Source organism: Bradyrhizobium sp. th-b2 (genome assembly GCF_000426785.1).
Taxonomy (GTDB): Bacteria; Pseudomonadota; Alphaproteobacteria; order Rhizobiales; family Xanthobacteraceae; genus Bradyrhizobium; species Bradyrhizobium septentrionale.
In genome coordinates this window covers 31,848-46,292 of the sequence record NZ_AUGA01000044.1, presented here as the reverse complement: position 1 = coordinate 46,292, position 14,445 = coordinate 31,848, and the positions used below count along the sequence as shown (strand labels likewise).

The 14,445-nt window shown below is 63.0% G+C and carries 21 protein-coding genes; 9 read left to right on the top strand and 12 right to left on the bottom strand.

Going from position 1 to position 14,445, the window contains the following annotated elements; all coding sequences use genetic code 11:
- Nucleotides 1–437: 437 nt before the first annotated feature.
- Entirely contained in the window at nucleotides 438–2,573 is a 2,136-nt protein-coding gene (locus tag K359_RS57565; protein ID WP_084518613.1) for a calcium-binding protein, read from the bottom strand.
- 378 nt (nucleotides 2,574–2,951) lie between these two features.
- Between K359_RS57565 and K359_RS0135330 the strand changes: the two genes are divergently transcribed.
- Entirely contained in the window at nucleotides 2,952–3,281 is a 330-nt protein-coding gene (locus K359_RS0135330) for a hypothetical protein (protein ID WP_051346585.1), read from the top strand.
- A 134-nt stretch (nucleotides 3,282–3,415) separates the two neighbouring features.
- The gene (locus K359_RS0135325; protein WP_051346584.1) at nucleotides 3,416–3,760 is read left to right on the top strand and encodes a hypothetical protein; all 345 of its coding nucleotides are present in this window, start codon (nucleotides 3,416–3,418) and stop codon (nucleotides 3,758–3,760) included.
- Nucleotides 3,761–3,772: 12 nt separating this feature from the next.
- On the opposite strand, the gene K359_RS65900 is transcribed toward K359_RS0135325, so the two are convergent.
- Nucleotides 3,773–3,907, bottom strand: coding sequence for a hypothetical protein (locus tag K359_RS65900; RefSeq protein ID WP_256375189.1), 135 nt, complete (start codon nucleotides 3,905–3,907; stop codon nucleotides 3,773–3,775).
- Between the two features lie 34 nt (nucleotides 3,908–3,941).
- Here K359_RS65900 and K359_RS0135320 point away from each other — a divergent pair, with 34 nt between their 5' ends.
- A complete protein-coding gene (locus K359_RS0135320) occupies nucleotides 3,942–4,622 on the top strand; it encodes a ParA family protein (RefSeq protein ID WP_029083498.1) in 681 nt (226 codons plus the stop codon).
- Nucleotides 4,623–4,807: 185 nt separating this feature from the next.
- Here the strand turns inward: K359_RS0135320 and K359_RS63560 are convergent, their stop codons facing one another.
- Nucleotides 4,808–4,951: a hypothetical protein gene (locus tag K359_RS63560; RefSeq protein WP_165127734.1), complete on the bottom strand. Its 144-nt coding sequence runs from the start codon at nucleotides 4,949–4,951 to the stop codon at nucleotides 4,808–4,810.
- Nucleotides 4,952–5,106: 155 nt separating this feature from the next.
- Nucleotides 5,107–5,403 (bottom strand): DUF4282 domain-containing protein, encoded by a 297-nt coding sequence (locus tag K359_RS0135310; protein WP_029083497.1) that lies wholly within the window; start codon nucleotides 5,401–5,403, stop codon nucleotides 5,107–5,109.
- 315 nt (nucleotides 5,404–5,718) lie between these two features.
- Here K359_RS0135310 and K359_RS0135305 point away from each other — a divergent pair, with 315 nt between their 5' ends.
- From K359_RS0135305 to K359_RS63555, 3 genes are all read left to right on the top strand, one after another.
- Nucleotides 5,719–6,177 (top strand): MaoC family dehydratase, encoded by a 459-nt coding sequence (locus K359_RS0135305; protein ID WP_029083496.1) that lies wholly within the window; start codon nucleotides 5,719–5,721, stop codon nucleotides 6,175–6,177.
- A gap of 8 nt (nucleotides 6,178–6,185) precedes the next feature.
- On the top strand, nucleotides 6,186–6,668 hold the full coding sequence (locus K359_RS0135300) for a MaoC family dehydratase (protein ID WP_029083495.1): 483 nt from the start codon (nucleotides 6,186–6,188) through the stop codon (nucleotides 6,666–6,668).
- Nucleotides 6,669–6,841: 173 nt separating this feature from the next.
- Nucleotides 6,842–6,985, top strand: a complete 144-nt coding sequence (locus tag K359_RS63555; RefSeq protein WP_016841369.1) for a hypothetical protein — start codon at nucleotides 6,842–6,844, stop codon at nucleotides 6,983–6,985.
- Between the two features lie 140 nt (nucleotides 6,986–7,125).
- Here K359_RS63555 and K359_RS63550 read toward each other — a convergent pair whose 3' ends face one another.
- The 7 genes from K359_RS63550 to K359_RS0135260 all read right to left on the bottom strand — a co-directional run bounded on the left by K359_RS63550 (nucleotide 7,126) and on the right by K359_RS0135260 (nucleotide 12,119).
- The gene (locus K359_RS63550) at nucleotides 7,126–7,263 is read right to left on the bottom strand and encodes a hypothetical protein (RefSeq protein ID WP_165127736.1); all 138 of its coding nucleotides are present in this window, start codon (nucleotides 7,261–7,263) and stop codon (nucleotides 7,126–7,128) included.
- A gap of 319 nt (nucleotides 7,264–7,582) precedes the next feature.
- On the bottom strand, nucleotides 7,583–8,002 hold the full coding sequence (locus K359_RS0135285; RefSeq protein ID WP_029083494.1) for a hypothetical protein: 420 nt from the start codon (nucleotides 8,000–8,002) through the stop codon (nucleotides 7,583–7,585).
- A 154-nt stretch (nucleotides 8,003–8,156) separates the two neighbouring features.
- Complete coding sequence (locus K359_RS0135280) at nucleotides 8,157–9,110, bottom strand: hypothetical protein (RefSeq protein ID WP_029083493.1); 954 nt, start codon at nucleotides 9,108–9,110, stop codon at nucleotides 8,157–8,159.
- 284 nt (nucleotides 9,111–9,394) lie between these two features.
- Nucleotides 9,395–9,829 carry a nuclear transport factor 2 family protein gene (locus tag K359_RS0135275; RefSeq protein ID WP_029083492.1) on the bottom strand — a complete coding sequence of 145 codons (435 nt, stop codon included), beginning with the start codon at nucleotides 9,827–9,829 and terminating at the stop codon, nucleotides 9,395–9,397.
- Nucleotides 9,830–10,277: 448 nt separating this feature from the next.
- Nucleotides 10,278–10,538: a hypothetical protein gene (locus K359_RS0135270; protein ID WP_029083491.1), complete on the bottom strand. Its 261-nt coding sequence runs from the start codon at nucleotides 10,536–10,538 to the stop codon at nucleotides 10,278–10,280.
- A gap of 121 nt (nucleotides 10,539–10,659) precedes the next feature.
- On the bottom strand, nucleotides 10,660–11,103 hold the full coding sequence (locus tag K359_RS0135265; protein WP_029083490.1) for a nuclear transport factor 2 family protein: 444 nt from the start codon (nucleotides 11,101–11,103) through the stop codon (nucleotides 10,660–10,662).
- A 203-nt stretch (nucleotides 11,104–11,306) separates the two neighbouring features.
- Complete coding sequence (locus K359_RS0135260; protein ID WP_029083489.1) at nucleotides 11,307–12,119, bottom strand: hypothetical protein; 813 nt, start codon at nucleotides 12,117–12,119, stop codon at nucleotides 11,307–11,309.
- A 143-nt stretch (nucleotides 12,120–12,262) separates the two neighbouring features.
- On the opposite strand from K359_RS0135260, the gene K359_RS0135255 reads away from it, so the two are divergent.
- The 3 genes from K359_RS0135255 to K359_RS65895 all read left to right on the top strand — a co-directional run bounded on the left by K359_RS0135255 (nucleotide 12,263) and on the right by K359_RS65895 (nucleotide 13,974).
- Nucleotides 12,263–12,502 carry a hypothetical protein gene (locus tag K359_RS0135255; protein ID WP_029083488.1) on the top strand — a complete coding sequence of 80 codons (240 nt, stop codon included), beginning with the start codon at nucleotides 12,263–12,265 and terminating at the stop codon, nucleotides 12,500–12,502.
- Between the two features lie 101 nt (nucleotides 12,503–12,603).
- The gene (locus K359_RS0135250; protein WP_245284812.1) at nucleotides 12,604–12,795 is read left to right on the top strand and encodes a hypothetical protein; all 192 of its coding nucleotides are present in this window, start codon (nucleotides 12,604–12,606) and stop codon (nucleotides 12,793–12,795) included.
- A gap of 939 nt (nucleotides 12,796–13,734) precedes the next feature.
- Nucleotides 13,735–13,974 carry an SEC-C metal-binding domain-containing protein gene (locus tag K359_RS65895; protein ID WP_246709471.1) on the top strand — a complete coding sequence of 80 codons (240 nt, stop codon included), beginning with the start codon at nucleotides 13,735–13,737 and terminating at the stop codon, nucleotides 13,972–13,974.
- 24 nt (nucleotides 13,975–13,998) lie between these two features.
- Here K359_RS65895 and K359_RS0135240 read toward each other — a convergent pair whose 3' ends face one another.
- A complete protein-coding gene (locus K359_RS0135240; protein WP_029083486.1) occupies nucleotides 13,999–14,442 on the bottom strand; it encodes a pyridoxamine 5'-phosphate oxidase family protein in 444 nt (147 codons plus the stop codon).
- Between the last annotated feature and the right edge of the window lie 3 nt (nucleotides 14,443–14,445).

Genomic DNA, 14,445 nt, shown 5'->3' with positions numbered 1-14,445 from the left:
ATCGCCCGTCTAATCTAGTCGCCGTCGAAAGATGCACTTGAATAATCTGGCCTTACTGGCGCTTGGTACCATTTTTGATTGATTGTAGGCGAAAAAATTCTCTTAACGCGCGAGACTTTCGGGGTGCCCAGAACGGACAATCCCCCCTTGAACAGGGGTGACTTTAGCTCACGATCGAGAAGTTCGAGGCCGGGACGATGCTGACCGTGGCGCCGTTCATCTAGACCACGGTGCAGCCATTGAATGCACGACGGAATTGCGCCACGTCGCGGGCGAATCCCGGTCCTGGATCACCCGGACGCCAGGCGCATCGTTGGAGGCGTGATGTGAGGCCATCCGCGATCCTCAGCAACGAACAGCAACATTTGCACAGGCCGGCGCAGAGCAAGCCGGGCTGGTGCAGATGCCTCGTAGATGCCTCGTCCTGGCCGAAGCGCTCAGCTGAACTGGAACATGCTCGCGTCCAGCTGTCCCGGCGCGATACCGGTGAGCCAGACCGCATTGCCCGCGGCATCGGTGATGATGGTGGTGTTGGTGCCGGCCACGTAGAACGAGGCCGCCTGGACGTCCGCAAAGGAATGCAGCGATGTGCCGGCGAACTTGATGAGGTCGTTGACGCCGCCGGCATTGAAGTCCTGGATCACCATCACTTCGGAGGTCGAGTCGTTGATGGTGAAGGTATCGCTGCCGAGGCCGCCCCAGGCGTAGTCGACGCCGCCGCCGCCGGTGATGCTGTCCGCGCCCGAGCCCATCAGGAAAACGTCGACACCCGTGCCGCCCGTGACGGTGTCGCCGCCGTTCGAGCCATAGACATAGTTCTGGCCTGAGCCGCCATAGATCAAATTGCCGTCGGTCTCGCCCGACGAGATGAAGATGTTGAGACCGGAGCCGCCATACATCGTGTCGACGCCGGCGCCGCCGTAGAAGTAGTTGGTGCCGGCCCCGCCGTAGAGCAGATCGGCGCCATTGTCGCCGTACATCACGTTGACGTCGGAGGGCCCGGCGCCCCCCGAACCGACCAGAATATCGTTGCCGTTGCCGCCAAACAGGTAGTTGAAGCCGGTGCCGCCGTAGAGAACGTCGTTGCCGTCTTCGCCGAGCAGCACATCGAGGCCGGCATCGCCGAACAAGATGTCGTTTCCGGCACCGGCATAGAAATAATCGTTGCCGTCGCCGCCATAGCCGATGTCGTCACCGCCCTGGCCAACAAGAATATCATTGCCGGTGTAACCATACAGCGTGTCCGCGCCGGCATGGCCGTAGACCGAGTCATTCGAAATGCTGCCGACCGCGGTCGGTTGCGCGGCGGTCGCGAAAAACGTCGTCGCGTTGCGATCGTCGTAGATCGATTCCTGCAAGGTATCGGCAAAGCCGGGCTGGCGCTGGTCCCATATGATCTGTTCGCGTCCGTCGCCATACATGCCAATCGCGGCAGCGCCGATCGCGGACGTGTTGGTCGACGTGGTCGTCACCGTGCTGGCATCTGCAAGCGATCCGTTGCTCGCAATGTGGTAGCGGCTGACCGACGTCAGGCCGACGAACGCATCGTTGTCGCTATAGGTCACGGTCACGCCGCCGTCGGTCGCCGCGGCTGCGTCGATCGAGGTGATGAAATAGCCGGTGCCGACGCCGTCGATCTGGAGGGCCGGTGCGACTGCCGTTCCCGTCGCGTCAAAAATCTGGACGTCGATCACGGGATTGAGGGCGATGATGATCGAATTGGTGTAGTCGCGAACCAGCGCGAAGCCGCCGCCGGAGAGCGCGACAACCTTGTCGTAGCCGACCGAAGCGCTGGGCCCGGGCGCAGTCGACAGCGTGATCTCCGTCCCGACGGGGACGCCTGCCGAGGTGTAGATCTGCGCCTCGACATTGGCGCCGCTGATCCAGCTGACCAGGATGTTGCCGTTGGTGAGCGTCGTCGCCGAAGGGTTGGTCTGACTCCCCGCGGTCGTCGTGTTGACGGTGAATTGGGTGCCGATCTTGTTTCCGGCGGCATCGAACAGCTGCGCGCTGATGCCCGAGCCGGCGCCGTCGCCGCCGACACCGCCCGGTCCAGGGGAAACAGCGTCTTGCCAGACGGCAAGCAATCCGCCGCCTGCCACGGCCGTGATCGTTGCGTTGGTTTCGTTGCCCGCGGTGGTATTGAGCTTGATTTCCGCTCCTACGGTACCGTCGGGCGCGACAATCCTCGCGAACACATCGGTCCGCAGCGTGCCCGCGTTGTAGGATCCGAACGTGTAGGAAACGGCGACCGATCCATTGGACAGCGTGGTCACGTCGGGCGAGGAAACGACCGAGCCGATCTGGGTCGGGCTGACAGCACTGCTGGCGATCGTGATCGGGGTCCCGCTGGTATTGCCGAGCGGATCGACCCGCCGCAGCACGACGGATTGGTACATGAGGTCCGGGAAGTTGGCATAGCCACCTTGCAGGTAGACCATCGCCATCTGGTCGTTGCCGATGGCGGCCAGCGCGGTTGAACCCAGGCCATTGGTGCCGTTGTCGACGCCGTTGGCTGGAGGGTTGGGCTGCACGCTCGCGATGAGCACCGGGGGCCGCCAAACGTTACCCATGACTCGTTCCTCCAGCTAGGCACGGTCGATGCGATCAAAAATGGGGTCGCAATTTCTTGCCGTGCAGTGAGACCCGCCAGCCTTCAAATTCACCAGCGGGATGATTTCGAACATGCTTGAACACTGTTTGCAACGGGACGCGCAATATCCAGGGTAGTTTTGGTCCCGATGAGCGACCATGGGTCGCACCAACTTTCGAATGACGATTGCGCTCGGCGACGACGAAACTGCCGATGGTGGAGGTGAGACATCCTCGTGCGGTGCAGCAACTGTTCCCGCCGTGTCATCTCGCCCGCTTGCGATTCACTGTGCGTTCACCCACTATCGGTGAAACGACGCCTTAAACGACGCCTTTATGACACCTTTGGGGGGACGCGCATGGGGACCGCCGGTGCAGGGAGTTTTTCGTTTGCGTTGATGCTCGGGCTTGCAGCGCTGCTGCTGCCGGACCGGGGCGAGGCTTACACGGCCGACCAGCAGCAGACCTGTACGCCTGACGCGTTTCGGCTTTGCGGGCCGGAGATTCCCGACGTCGATCGCATCACCGCCTGCATGATCAGGAACAAGGCGCAGCTTTCGCCGGCCTGCCGCGCATTCTTCCGCGCCGGTCCCGAGCCGCGTGACGCGCGCGAGCGCGTAGAGCGACGGCCTGCTGCCGCCAAGCACAAGGCCACGAAATCGCGCAAGGCGAAGAAGCCGGCCAACTGATCCGGTACCCATCCTGCGCAGTAGATGTCGTCGCAGCGATTTCAAGGCCGCGATGCGCGACAGACTGACGCCTTGTGACGCTGTCACGCAGCATCATCTGTGGGGCTGTGTTCATTGCAGACTCCGTTTCCGCGATGGGCGAAACGGGTGGAGTGGGACGCGTGAGCGAATACTACAAGCAAGAGATCGATCGGCACTTCGCCTGGTTCGAGGCCAAGCTTCCGCGTGGCCCCGCGCGCTTCGTCGCGTGGCTGCGCAAGCCGTCGTCGCGCTACGTGCGGATTCCGTTGGCGTTCCTGTTGATCATCGGCGGCATCTTCAGCTTCCTGCCGGTGCTCGGACTCTGGATGCTGCCGCTCGGACTCCTTTTGTTCGCACAGGATGTGCCGTTCCTGCAGAAACCCACCGCACAATTGCTCGGCTGGATCGAGCGCAAATGGACCGAACGCGAGCGGGCTAAAGCTGCCGAAAAGCGCTAGCGATGAGTCAAATCAAGCGCTTAGCGCTTCCATTTGCAGTTGTGTCATAGATGAAGTGTGACTCAAAAAGCAGAATGCACCGGTAATCTTGGCCACTTTGCGGATTGCAAGAAGTTTCTTCTTTCGCGAATCAGCGCGCTGATTCATTTTCGCCTCCTGGGGTCAATCTGGAGGCCAAGGTATGAACGTGATTGTTTTCGCTTCGCGTAAGGGGGGCTCGGGAAAAAGTACCCTGGCTGCTCACCTCGCCGCGCAAGTGCACAAGGCAACGAAGCCATGTCTGCTGATCGACGCCGATCCGCAGGGCTCGCTGACTCTCTGGCACAAATTGCGCGGCACCAACGAACCCGCGATCAAGACCGCGGTGAACTCGGTCGCCGGGATCATCGCTCAAGCCAAGCGTGACGGCATCGAGTGGGTTTTCATCGACACGCCGCCGAACCTCTCGGCCGTGGTCGACGACTCCATCAAGAACGCCACGATGGTGATCATTCCGGCGCGGCCCGGCGTGTTCGACGTCAACGCGGTGCAGGAAACGATCCAGACCTGCCGCTCGATGCGCAAGCCCTACGCCGTCGTGATCAACGGCGCGCCCGCGCAGCGTGACAACGCCGAAAGCCGGATCGTCGCGATCGCGCGCGAGGCGCTGGCGAAATTCCGCGCTCCGGTGTGGAGCGGCCAGATCACCAACCGCGCCGACCTTCTGATGGCGCTCGGCCAGGGTGAAGGCGCCCGCGAATATTATGCGGAAGGCCGCGCCGCCGCCGAGGTCACTCGGCTGTGGGCCGCGATCGAACGCTCGATCAAGGCGATCCGCGGCACGGCGTCGGCCTCCGGCGCGATGCACAAGCAGGCGGCGTAACAACGCCGTTTCCGTTCGAACTGGAAGAACGCGCGGCTCTCGCGCGTTTTTTGCGCGATCATGCTTGAACAGTGAGATGCCATTCCGGGGCGATGCGTGAGCATCGAACCCGGAATCTCGAGATTCCCCGATGCGCAATGGCGCATCTGAGGTTCATGCTTCGCATGCACCGGAATGACAGGGCGCTACGCCACCATCAGCAGATAGAACACGATCACCGGCGCCAGGGTCAGGATCACCGACCAGATGCCGACAGCCCATAAAATATCCTCGGTCGTAAAGCCCGGCTCGGCAGCCGGCCTCACGGCAAAACCATTCCTCGAATTCACGACGCCCCCGCGTTGGTCTTAAGCGCAATGCAGAGGCTGATACGCGAGCGGCTTTAAAATCCCGGTCGGAAATTCGCGGGCATTTGCGCGCTTGTGCTACTTCGGATTAACCACGGCTCGCCCGGCAGGCCGCGTCGGGCCGGAGGCGTTGCGCCTCAGTGCATCGCTCCGTCCCGGTCGCGGATCGCGCCGAGATGCTCGTTGATCCGGAATACGATCAGGATGAACTCGGCGGCGATGCGCGAGAACACGATGCCGACGAACATGCTGGCGATCGACGCGAGCAGTTGGATGAAGCCGACGAACGGGCTGATCGCCATCGCGGTGAGGCTCCACAGGATGCCGGAGATCCCGAACAGCACGATGACCGCGATCACGAGCCAGTAGAACGTCTTGATGATCGTGGGCGTGATGAAGCGGTCCCACTGAAACAGATCCTGGAAATCGAACATCGTGGTTCTCCCGGCCGCCGAAATATGATTCGCATCGCATCCTACTGCGTCATCCCCGGCGTTAGCACTTCATCCAGGCCGCCTGCGGGGAGGCGCCCGTCAGGACGAGGCCTTTGGCCGGGCCAATGGTTCGGGACGGCGCCACAGCGCCGGCCGCACCATCGGGATCGATACCGCAGAAGCCCAGTCTGTCCCGCCAAAGGCGAGCCCCGGACCGGGCGCCGGCAGTCCAGGGGCGAGCTATGCGAGTGGGCCGGTTGTGATTGCCGCAAATAACGGCCACAATCGGGCTTCCTTCCGGCTTATCCTTACCCCATGACCACACTGACCTTCGAAGACTTCAAGCCCGGCCATTTCGGCACGTTCGGCCCCCGCCATGTGTCGCGCGAGGAAATCCTTAGCTTCGCCGCCGAATTCGACCCGCAGCCGATGCATCTCGACGAGGAGGCGGCGAAGAAATCCATGCTCCGCGGCCTGTCGGGCTCAGGCTGGCATCTCGGCTCGCTGATGATGCGGATGCTGTTCGACGGCTTCATCGGCCGCACCGCCTCGCTCGGCTCGCCCGGGGTCAACGAGATGCGCTGGGTGGCGCCGCTGCGTCCGGGCGACGATTTGACGCTGGACGTCGACGTGGTCGAGGCGCGCGTCTCGAAGAGCCGGCCCGAGACCGGCATCGTCACCTTCAAGGGCACGATCCGCAACGCGCGCGGCGAGATGCTGTGCGAGATGGAGTCGCCGATCATCATCAGCCGCCGTGACGCTGCGAGCGCATAGGAGAGGTCATGCGCTTTTTTGAAGACATCGAAATCGGCGCGCGCCGCGAGTTCGGCTCCTTCACCTTCACGCCTGAGGACATCAAGCGCTTTGCCGCGCAGTTCGATCCGCAGCGCTTCCATCTCGACGAGGAGGCGGGGCGCAATTCGCTGTTCGGCGGGCTTGCTGCGTCGGGCTGGCATGTCGCCAGCGTCTGCATGAAGCTGCTGGTCGCCGACGGCAAGCAACTCGCCGCCGAAGCTGCGGCGCGCGGCGAAACGGTCGCGGTCTGGGGGCCGTCGCCGGGCTTCCGCGAACTGCGCTGGATCCGCCCGGTGCTGGCAGGCGACACCATAAGCTTCACCAACCAGATCGAGACCAAGCGCACCTCGGAGAAGCGGCCCGAATGGGGGATCCTCCAGGCGCGCAACACCGGCGTCAATCAGCGCAATGAGGTGGTGTTCTCGTTCCTGGCGACCGCCTTCGTGCCGCGGCGCAATCCCGGTTCCTGATGTTGCCCGCACGCCTCTGATGTTGCACGGACGCCATGGTTAGCAGATTACTTCTGCTGGCCGACGCAGTTGTGCATTGCGTGGAACTCATTTTTTGCTAACGCATTCTGAACCTTTGTCCCTGCCTTATGGTTTGAGGGCACGAACTCCTGACGAAGACTTTGGGGATGACAATGGCAGATCGCAGCGCGCTGAAACTCGTCGGCATTATCTTCGCGACGGTCACGGTTGTGGTGATGCTGGCGACCGGAATGGTCGTGAAGGGCTTCGCCGACGGCAATTATTCCTTCGAAACCACCGCGAGCATCGATCGCTGATTCAGCGTCCATAGCCCTGGGCGCTCAGGGAGCGCCGGCCGAGTTTATTTTTTCAATGTGATCTATCGGTAGGCTGCGTCACACTTCCCCGGATCAAGCTCAGCTTCTCGTCGAACGCATTCCAGTCACGCGAAGCGCATTTAGCGATTCCAGATCAGCACCATCACGACGGTCGCGGCCGCCAACAGTCCGATAAACCGGATCATGATCGTGCCAATGCCTTGCCGCGGCTGGCGCAGCGGTATCGGATCGGCGTTATCCGGCCGGACGCTCTGCATGAATTTGTCTCCAAAGGGGCGCCCCACCAGGCGCGGTCCGGACGTCTGCTCCGGATTGGACGCGGGCTCGGCATCTAAAGTTCAAATCAAGTTCTGCAAGAATTGACGTCGCGGAATTTACACCGCGCTGAATAACGAATCGTTCTGCGTTGTATCAGGGCATGCAATACGAAGCCGCCGCCTCCGGTTCGGAGCGGCGGCTTTCAGAGCGTTTTCGAGCGAAGTGAGTAGCGGTTCGCGTGAAGAAAACGCGTCAAAACACAATCAACAGCCCCGTTCCGATCCAATCGGAACGGGGCTCCTTGACGACTGGTCCGGATCAGCTGTTGCGCAGGCCGTCGGCGGCGCGCTTCCACTGCGAGACGTTGTCGGCGATCATGCGCGTCGACTTCATCGCGGCCTGGCTGAGCTGGGCATAGCCGGAGATCTCGCGCTGGACGCGCTGGCCTTCGGCGTGCAGCAAATCGCGCAGGCTTTCGAGTTCGCCGATCAGCTTCTCGATCTCGGCGAGCGAGGTGCCGGCGACGCGCTGGATCAGCGAGTTGACGTTGTTGACGGTCGCATCGGTGTTCGGATCGGTCGGCGCGGTCTCCGGGCTCGCCACCGGGCGGCGCAGATAGGCGATGTCGTTGCGGACGAAGTCGCGGATGCCGGCTTCGACTTCCGAGACCGCAGCGAGGTTGGTGTCGACCTCGGAAGTCTCCGTTTCGGCTTCCTCGGTACGGTTGGTGGCGTTCATCGGCTTTCCCCTGGTTCGCAATAGCGAAGCGCGGCTTGTCCCCCGCACGACGAATTGATGAAGTTACGGACCTATCAGTGCCGCCGAATTTGACCGCATCTGGGCCAAGTTGGGGCAATGCTTGATCATTAGCGCGACAGGGCTAACAGATCGTTCACCACGTTCGCTTGTAGCCGGCACTGATGCTCTTGCTGGTCGTGCCCTGGGAGGTCTCGCCGACCGAGCCGGAGACGGTGACGCCGTCGAACAGCTTCTGCTCGGCGCCGATCCGGCGCAGCCATTTGTCGTCGGAGGTCGACTGCGTCTGGCCTGCGGTGATGCTGGTGCCGGAGTCGTTCACGGAGAGGGTTGCCGACTGATCGGTGTCGTAGCTGCGCGACGGGTGGCTGGCGATGCCGGGCACCGGGACCACGCCCTGCTGGATGACGTTGTAGCCGTTTTGCAGCGTCAGCGAATACTGCTCCGAGAGCGGCACCGACTTGCTCAAGGAGGTGCCGATCTTGCTCTGGTCGGCGCCCGGATCGACCCGTGCCTCGACCGAGGTCTTGTCCCAGATCGAAGCCACGCCGCCCGCCGAGATCGACGCCCAGGCCGAGCCGCCGGACTGCGGCAGGCTGCCGCCATTGGCGAGCCGTTCCGACAATTGCTCCGATGTCGTCATGGTGCCCTGTTTGGCGACTGTCATGTCGGCGCCGATGCGGGTGTCGAGGAACGGCGAGACCGACTGCTTGACTGACACCGCCGACGAGCCGTTGCCGTTGCGGTTGGTGGACCAGGCCGGATCGTTGGCGGCGACGCTGCCGCGCTTGGCCGCGTTCTTCGGCGCCAGGGTGGGCAAGCTGGTGGAGTCGGTGTCGAGCTGGCTCCAGTCGAGCTTGCTCTCGTCGATGTCCTTCAGGATATCGGCGTCATTGGCATCGGCCGCCGGCGGCGCCTCGTCGGCCGCAGCCCCGGCGTCGGCCGCAGCGCTATCTTGAACGTTATCCTGGGCCGGGGGAGTGATCTGCAGGGGTGGGCTCTGCGCGGCGGCGGAAAGCGCCATCGCCATGCTGAAGCCGGCCGCCGCTACCGGCAGCCTTGCCCAGCCAAATCGTGATGTAGAGGTCATTCCCAGCCCGCAATTCCAGAGCCGCAGTATGCGGTTTTCGTGGTGCGAAATTGTGGCAACGGGCCGCTGGAGGCGAGTGAGAGCGGCGTGATCGCAAGTGACGCCAATGTGACCGTCAATGTGATCGTCATGTCCGGGACGAGCGCGAGCGCGCCCACAGGGCGTCCCCGTGCGGCCGGTTCGGGGCTGGCAAAACCGGCCGCATCCCGCCCGGAGAGCCGAACGCGAAGGCGCGCTTCGTGCTTTTGGCCCGGACATGACGAAGGCGTGAGCCCGGGGGCGGGTTAGACCGCGATCCGGGGCAAATGGATCGGATAGCCGACGGTCTGCTCGACCAGGTCGAAACTGTCGACCAGCACGCGGAAGCTCGTGAGCTTGCCGGCCTTGAACTGCGCAAAATGCGCGATCCGGAGCGAGATCGGCTTGTTGGAGTCCAGGGCCGTCAGCGAATAGCGCAGCATCGAGGCCGCCGTATCCGCTCCCAGCATGATGGACTCCCGGTCGAAGCGGTGAACCCTGAGGTTCTCACCGATCTGCTTGATCACCTCGAGGACCGCGGCCTTGCCGCGGCGCGAGCCGAAGAAAGAAAACAGGTCGATCGGCCCGTAGATGGCCCATTCGACCTCGTCATCGAGCAGCGGCTCGACGTCTGCAAGCTGGCGTTCGTTGATCGCGCGATGCAACGCGCGCGAAAAACGCCAGAGGCTGTGCTCTGTCATTTTGATCTCGTCCTGGAAACTGGATTTTCAAAGCAAACGAATGGCAGGGGGTCAGCGCCGACGCCCGCCAGGTTGCTGCACATCGCTGTTGCTGCCTGAAATAGTCCGGAAGGGCGAAAACGCAAATGACATTTTTGCAATGCACAATTGCGCGGAATTCTACCGGAATGTGACCGCCGCCCGCTGGCGCATCAGGCGGGCCAGTGAGGGACGCGCCGGCGGCAGGGTTCCCTCCCCCCTTGCGGGGGAGGGTTAGGGAGAGGGGTGGCCACTCGGCAATCTCTCTCAAAGTGCGTCTCAACGATGCGATGCTGGAATTGCAACATCGACGCTGACGTCGACCGTCTCGCCGGGGACTCACCCCTCGCCCCAACCCTCCCCCGCAAGGGGGGAGGGAGCCTGGCGTGCGTGCTCACCTTACGTAACGAGTGACATTCGCTTCCGCAATTCAGCGGTCGCGCTGCCGCACTGGCTGCCGCTCGATCACGATCTCGGCGTCGCGGATCGCGACCACCGCGAACAGCAGCGCGCCGCCGACACCGCCGATCGCGGCGCCGAGCGGCATGAAGGTGAAGAACACTAGCGTTCCGCTGTCGATGCCCGAGGTTCTGGCCAGTCCGATCCAGCTGAGCCCGGCGCCGATGCCGAGAGCGGCGCCGCCAAGGGCGCCCAGTGCAAGACCAAGCACAGCGAGCAATGCGATTTTCATCGTGATTTCAGCCCCGACCGCAACAAGCCCAGTGATAGGTCTTTGCCGGGCCTTCGAGGTTCAACGCCGGCGTGCAAAATTGCGTGCCTGACGGCGCCGGGATCTTCTCTGGCTTTCGGGACTACTCCGCGTTCTGGCCGAGCAGCGCCGCGGCGAGATCGCGCTCCAGCACCTGCTGGATCAGGTCATAGGTGTCGATGATCTCGCGGATCTCGATGATCTTGCCGTCACGCAGCGTGTAGAACACCGCGACGTCGAACTGCACGACGCGCCGGTTGTGGCGCTTGCGGAAGAACACGCGCAGCTGCGCCGCCACCCGGTCGCCCTGGGCCACTACGATCGGCGCCTCGTAGCGCATCTCGGAATAGCGCTCGTGGATCGTGGTCCACATCTGGCGCAGCGCGGGCTTGCCGCGGTGCTGGCCCATATGCGGCAGGATGTCGATCGGCGCATTGGCGAGAAAGGCGACGTCGTCGCTGCAGTGGTCGAGCGCGCCCTCGATGCCGCCGGCATAATAGACGTCGAGGAAGTTCAGGATGCGCTGCCGGTTCAAATCCCCGCCCATGATCGACTCCGCCGGTTCCATCATCCGACTCGCCCTCGGCTCACATTGTGAACCGAAGCGTTCCACAATCAACCACATGTTTGACGCGCGAAACGCGATTAGGTTCGGCAACTTGCGCGTGCATTGTGCCTCATCGGGCAGACGGTGCGCCGAGCCGCTGCGGGCGGCCGTTATGGCGCGGCATCTCATCCGACGGCGTGGCTTTAATCCGACGGCGCGGCCCTGCCGGTCACGAGGTCGATGATGAGCCGCTTCTTCTTCTCATAGCCTTCCGGCACGAACGCCTCGCCGGGCAGCAGGTCGTGGTACAGTTCCTTCGGCTTCGGAAAGCCTTCGCCGCAGGCGGTGCGGATGGTCTCGTCGTCGGCATAGTCGACGTCGACTGCCACGGTGTTCTGGCGCGGGCCGGCGGCGAGGTTGGAGAGGCCGAAATATTTCAGCCCTTCGTTGCGCATCACGACGTTGGAGCCATAGGCGCTGACCGCATCCTCGGCCCTCATCAAAAAGTCGGGCGCAATCTCGATGCGCTTGCCGGACTTTTGGGAAAACGCCAACCGCGCCACTGCGCTTTCGAGGATGCCCTGGCCCATGTGACCGACCGCGCAGATCAGTGCATCCTGCCGCTCGTCCTTAGGCGTCACGATGCAGTCATGGCCCTGCGCGCCGGGCAGGAAGCGGATGAAGCGGGCCGTCTTGCCGCTCTGCTCGAACAAGGCGACGCCGCCGAAATCGGTCGCGTGCGGCTCGCACTCGCTTTCATAGTTGACGACAAGCAGCGCATTGTCAGCGAGGAAGCGTCCGGCATAGCGCTCCTCGGTCAGCTTGACGTCGCAGGCTCGGCCTTCGCCGTGCGGATAGGATGTTGCCCGCGTGCAGGCCGATCCCTTGATGTTGGCGGCCGCGCAGAATGTCGAAAGCAGCGCGCGGTCTTTGTCCTGTGCGCGGGCGGGGCTCGCGATGAGGAGGATTGCCGCACAAAGTGCCGGCGCGAGGAGGGCAATCTTCGATTTACGCATGTTTCTGAAACGCGATGTCCGCAATGCGGTGGCATTTAGAGCATGATCCGGAGGAATCCGCAGCGGTTTTTCTGTAGAGACGGGGCGGGAACCGGCGAGGCCGCTTCGCCGTTGATGCGGCAGCATTGCATTGGAGCCACATCATGAAATCGATCGTTCTCGCGTCCGTCATTGCTGTCACTGCGCTTGCCGCCACGTCGCCCGCCGACGCCAAGGGCTGCATCAAGGGCGCGGTCGTCGGTGGCGTCGCCGGCCATTATGCCGGCCATCACGGCGTACTCGGTGCCGCCGCGGGGTGCCTCTACGGCCGCCATCACGCCAAGGAGCAGGCACGCCAGCAACAGCAGCGGCAGGCCCAGCCCTCGCAGCAGGAGAAGCTGTAGAGCCCGATCAGTCGTGACGCCGCGTTTCCGAAACGTGAAGGCGCGTTTCGGGAACGCCGCCCGCACCGGCGGTGTTGTCTCGTTGCGCAACGGAGACGATGATGACGAAACCAAAGACTGGAAACATCCAGCCCGTTCCCGCCGACAACCAGAGCCACAAGGGCCCCGGCAGCGCCCCCGGCGTTCCCCTCGACACCACCAAGGGCCATCGCGACGACGAAAAGCAAAACATCCGCGAGCAGGCCGCACACGGCAATCTGACCCAGAACACCAGCAACAGGCGGTCGGGGTAGGGCCCGGTCCGCACCACACCCCCGGTGTCGTCCTGGCGAAAGCCAGGACCCATAACCACCGCATTCGGTAATGAACGGGAGCGCGGCCGCAGCGCCGCGCAACAATTGAGATTTGGGGTAATGGGTCCTGGCTTTCGCCAGGACGACGATGACAATCCGATTCACGTGTCAAACAGCCTGTACGGTGTCATCACCCGCGCATGCGGGTGATCCAGTATTCCAGAGACGTCAGCGATTGAATCGAGGGGCCGCGGCGTACTGGATCGCCCGGTCGAGCCGGGCGATGACAACTGTAGTGGGGACGTAGCTTCGTATTCTCGCGACATGATCTGTCCGAGCTTTGCGTTTCGTCTCACCCTCTCCTCGAACAGAGGGCGCAGGGAAAGCCGGGTGCCGATCGCACCCATGGGCCCCGAGCAATGGGTAGAAAGCTCGGGGGTAGGACCACAGGTGTAACCGGAAACAACCCGGCTTTCCCTGCGCGATGGGTTACGGCTTACTTCGTGCTCTCCCCGGCGAGACTGGGCTTGTTTGTCACCGCTTTCACAAAGCGCTGCGCGCTTTACGAGAGGACACCGGCCGCTAGGGCGTCAGGACCACACGACTTCACCGTCCGCCTTGTGTGCACTCGTCTCTCGCACGCTCGGCGTCCACCGCATCCCACACCGCGTTCGTGACGATCGCGAAGCGCCCCTCGATCGGGTGAGACGGGAGCATTGAACATCTGAGTTGGGTCAGGTGTCAAGTCAAATTCTGAAAAGCCGAACATCGCAAAATTCCCGAAGTGGTTCGCGCACGCCTGCGCGCCGATGTTCTTTGACGCCGGCATTCGACGTCCAGTAATTGGGCGATCGGCGCGCGATGCGCCGGAAGTTGATCGGCTGACGCCGCTTCCAAATTGGCCTTCGCCATGCTAGCTGAGCGCCGCGGCAATTGGCCGTGTTCGCAGACCAATGGAGGGCATCATGCGCAAGGATCGCGATCTCGAAAACCTCCCCAGCTTTCAGCATCACGCGTAAGCGGCGGAAGTCCTTCCCCTCGGAAACCCACGTCAAACGCGGGCGTCGCGTCGTCCATGGCGACGTCGAGCTGAGCGAGAAGCTCGGCCGCAATGATCTGTGCCCGTGCGGCTCCGGACGCAGGTTTCAAGGCCTGCTGCATGACGTCCGGAGCGCATGACGGCGCCAACCGCAACTATTACTTTTAGGGAGTAATCGAAGATGACGCTGTCGACGGCAGCGTCATCTCCTCGATCCGCGGCGGCTTCGCGCCGAAATCACTGAACCTCACCCAGCGCGGCCGTATGCGCACATATCCGATGTCCGGCCAGGTCTCGCGCTCCGGCCCGTCCGGCCACGCCGCGAAATAGACCTGCTTGCATGCGGCGAGCTCCGCGCCACTCGGAAAGTCCGCGATGCCCTCGACCTGCGCGGTCTGCTCGGCGTCCCAGCCGATCACCAGCGCGGCACGAGGATCGGTGCGGAGGCTCTGGTATTTGCGCGAGGTGGTCAGCGTGTCGAAGATGATCTCGAGGTCATCGCTGACCGCGATCCCGACGACCGCCGCTTGTGGTGCGCCGTCACGGATCGTGCTGACGACCGCGAGCCTATGCTTCCGCAAGTAAGTGAGAAGTTCGGTGTGCGTCATGAC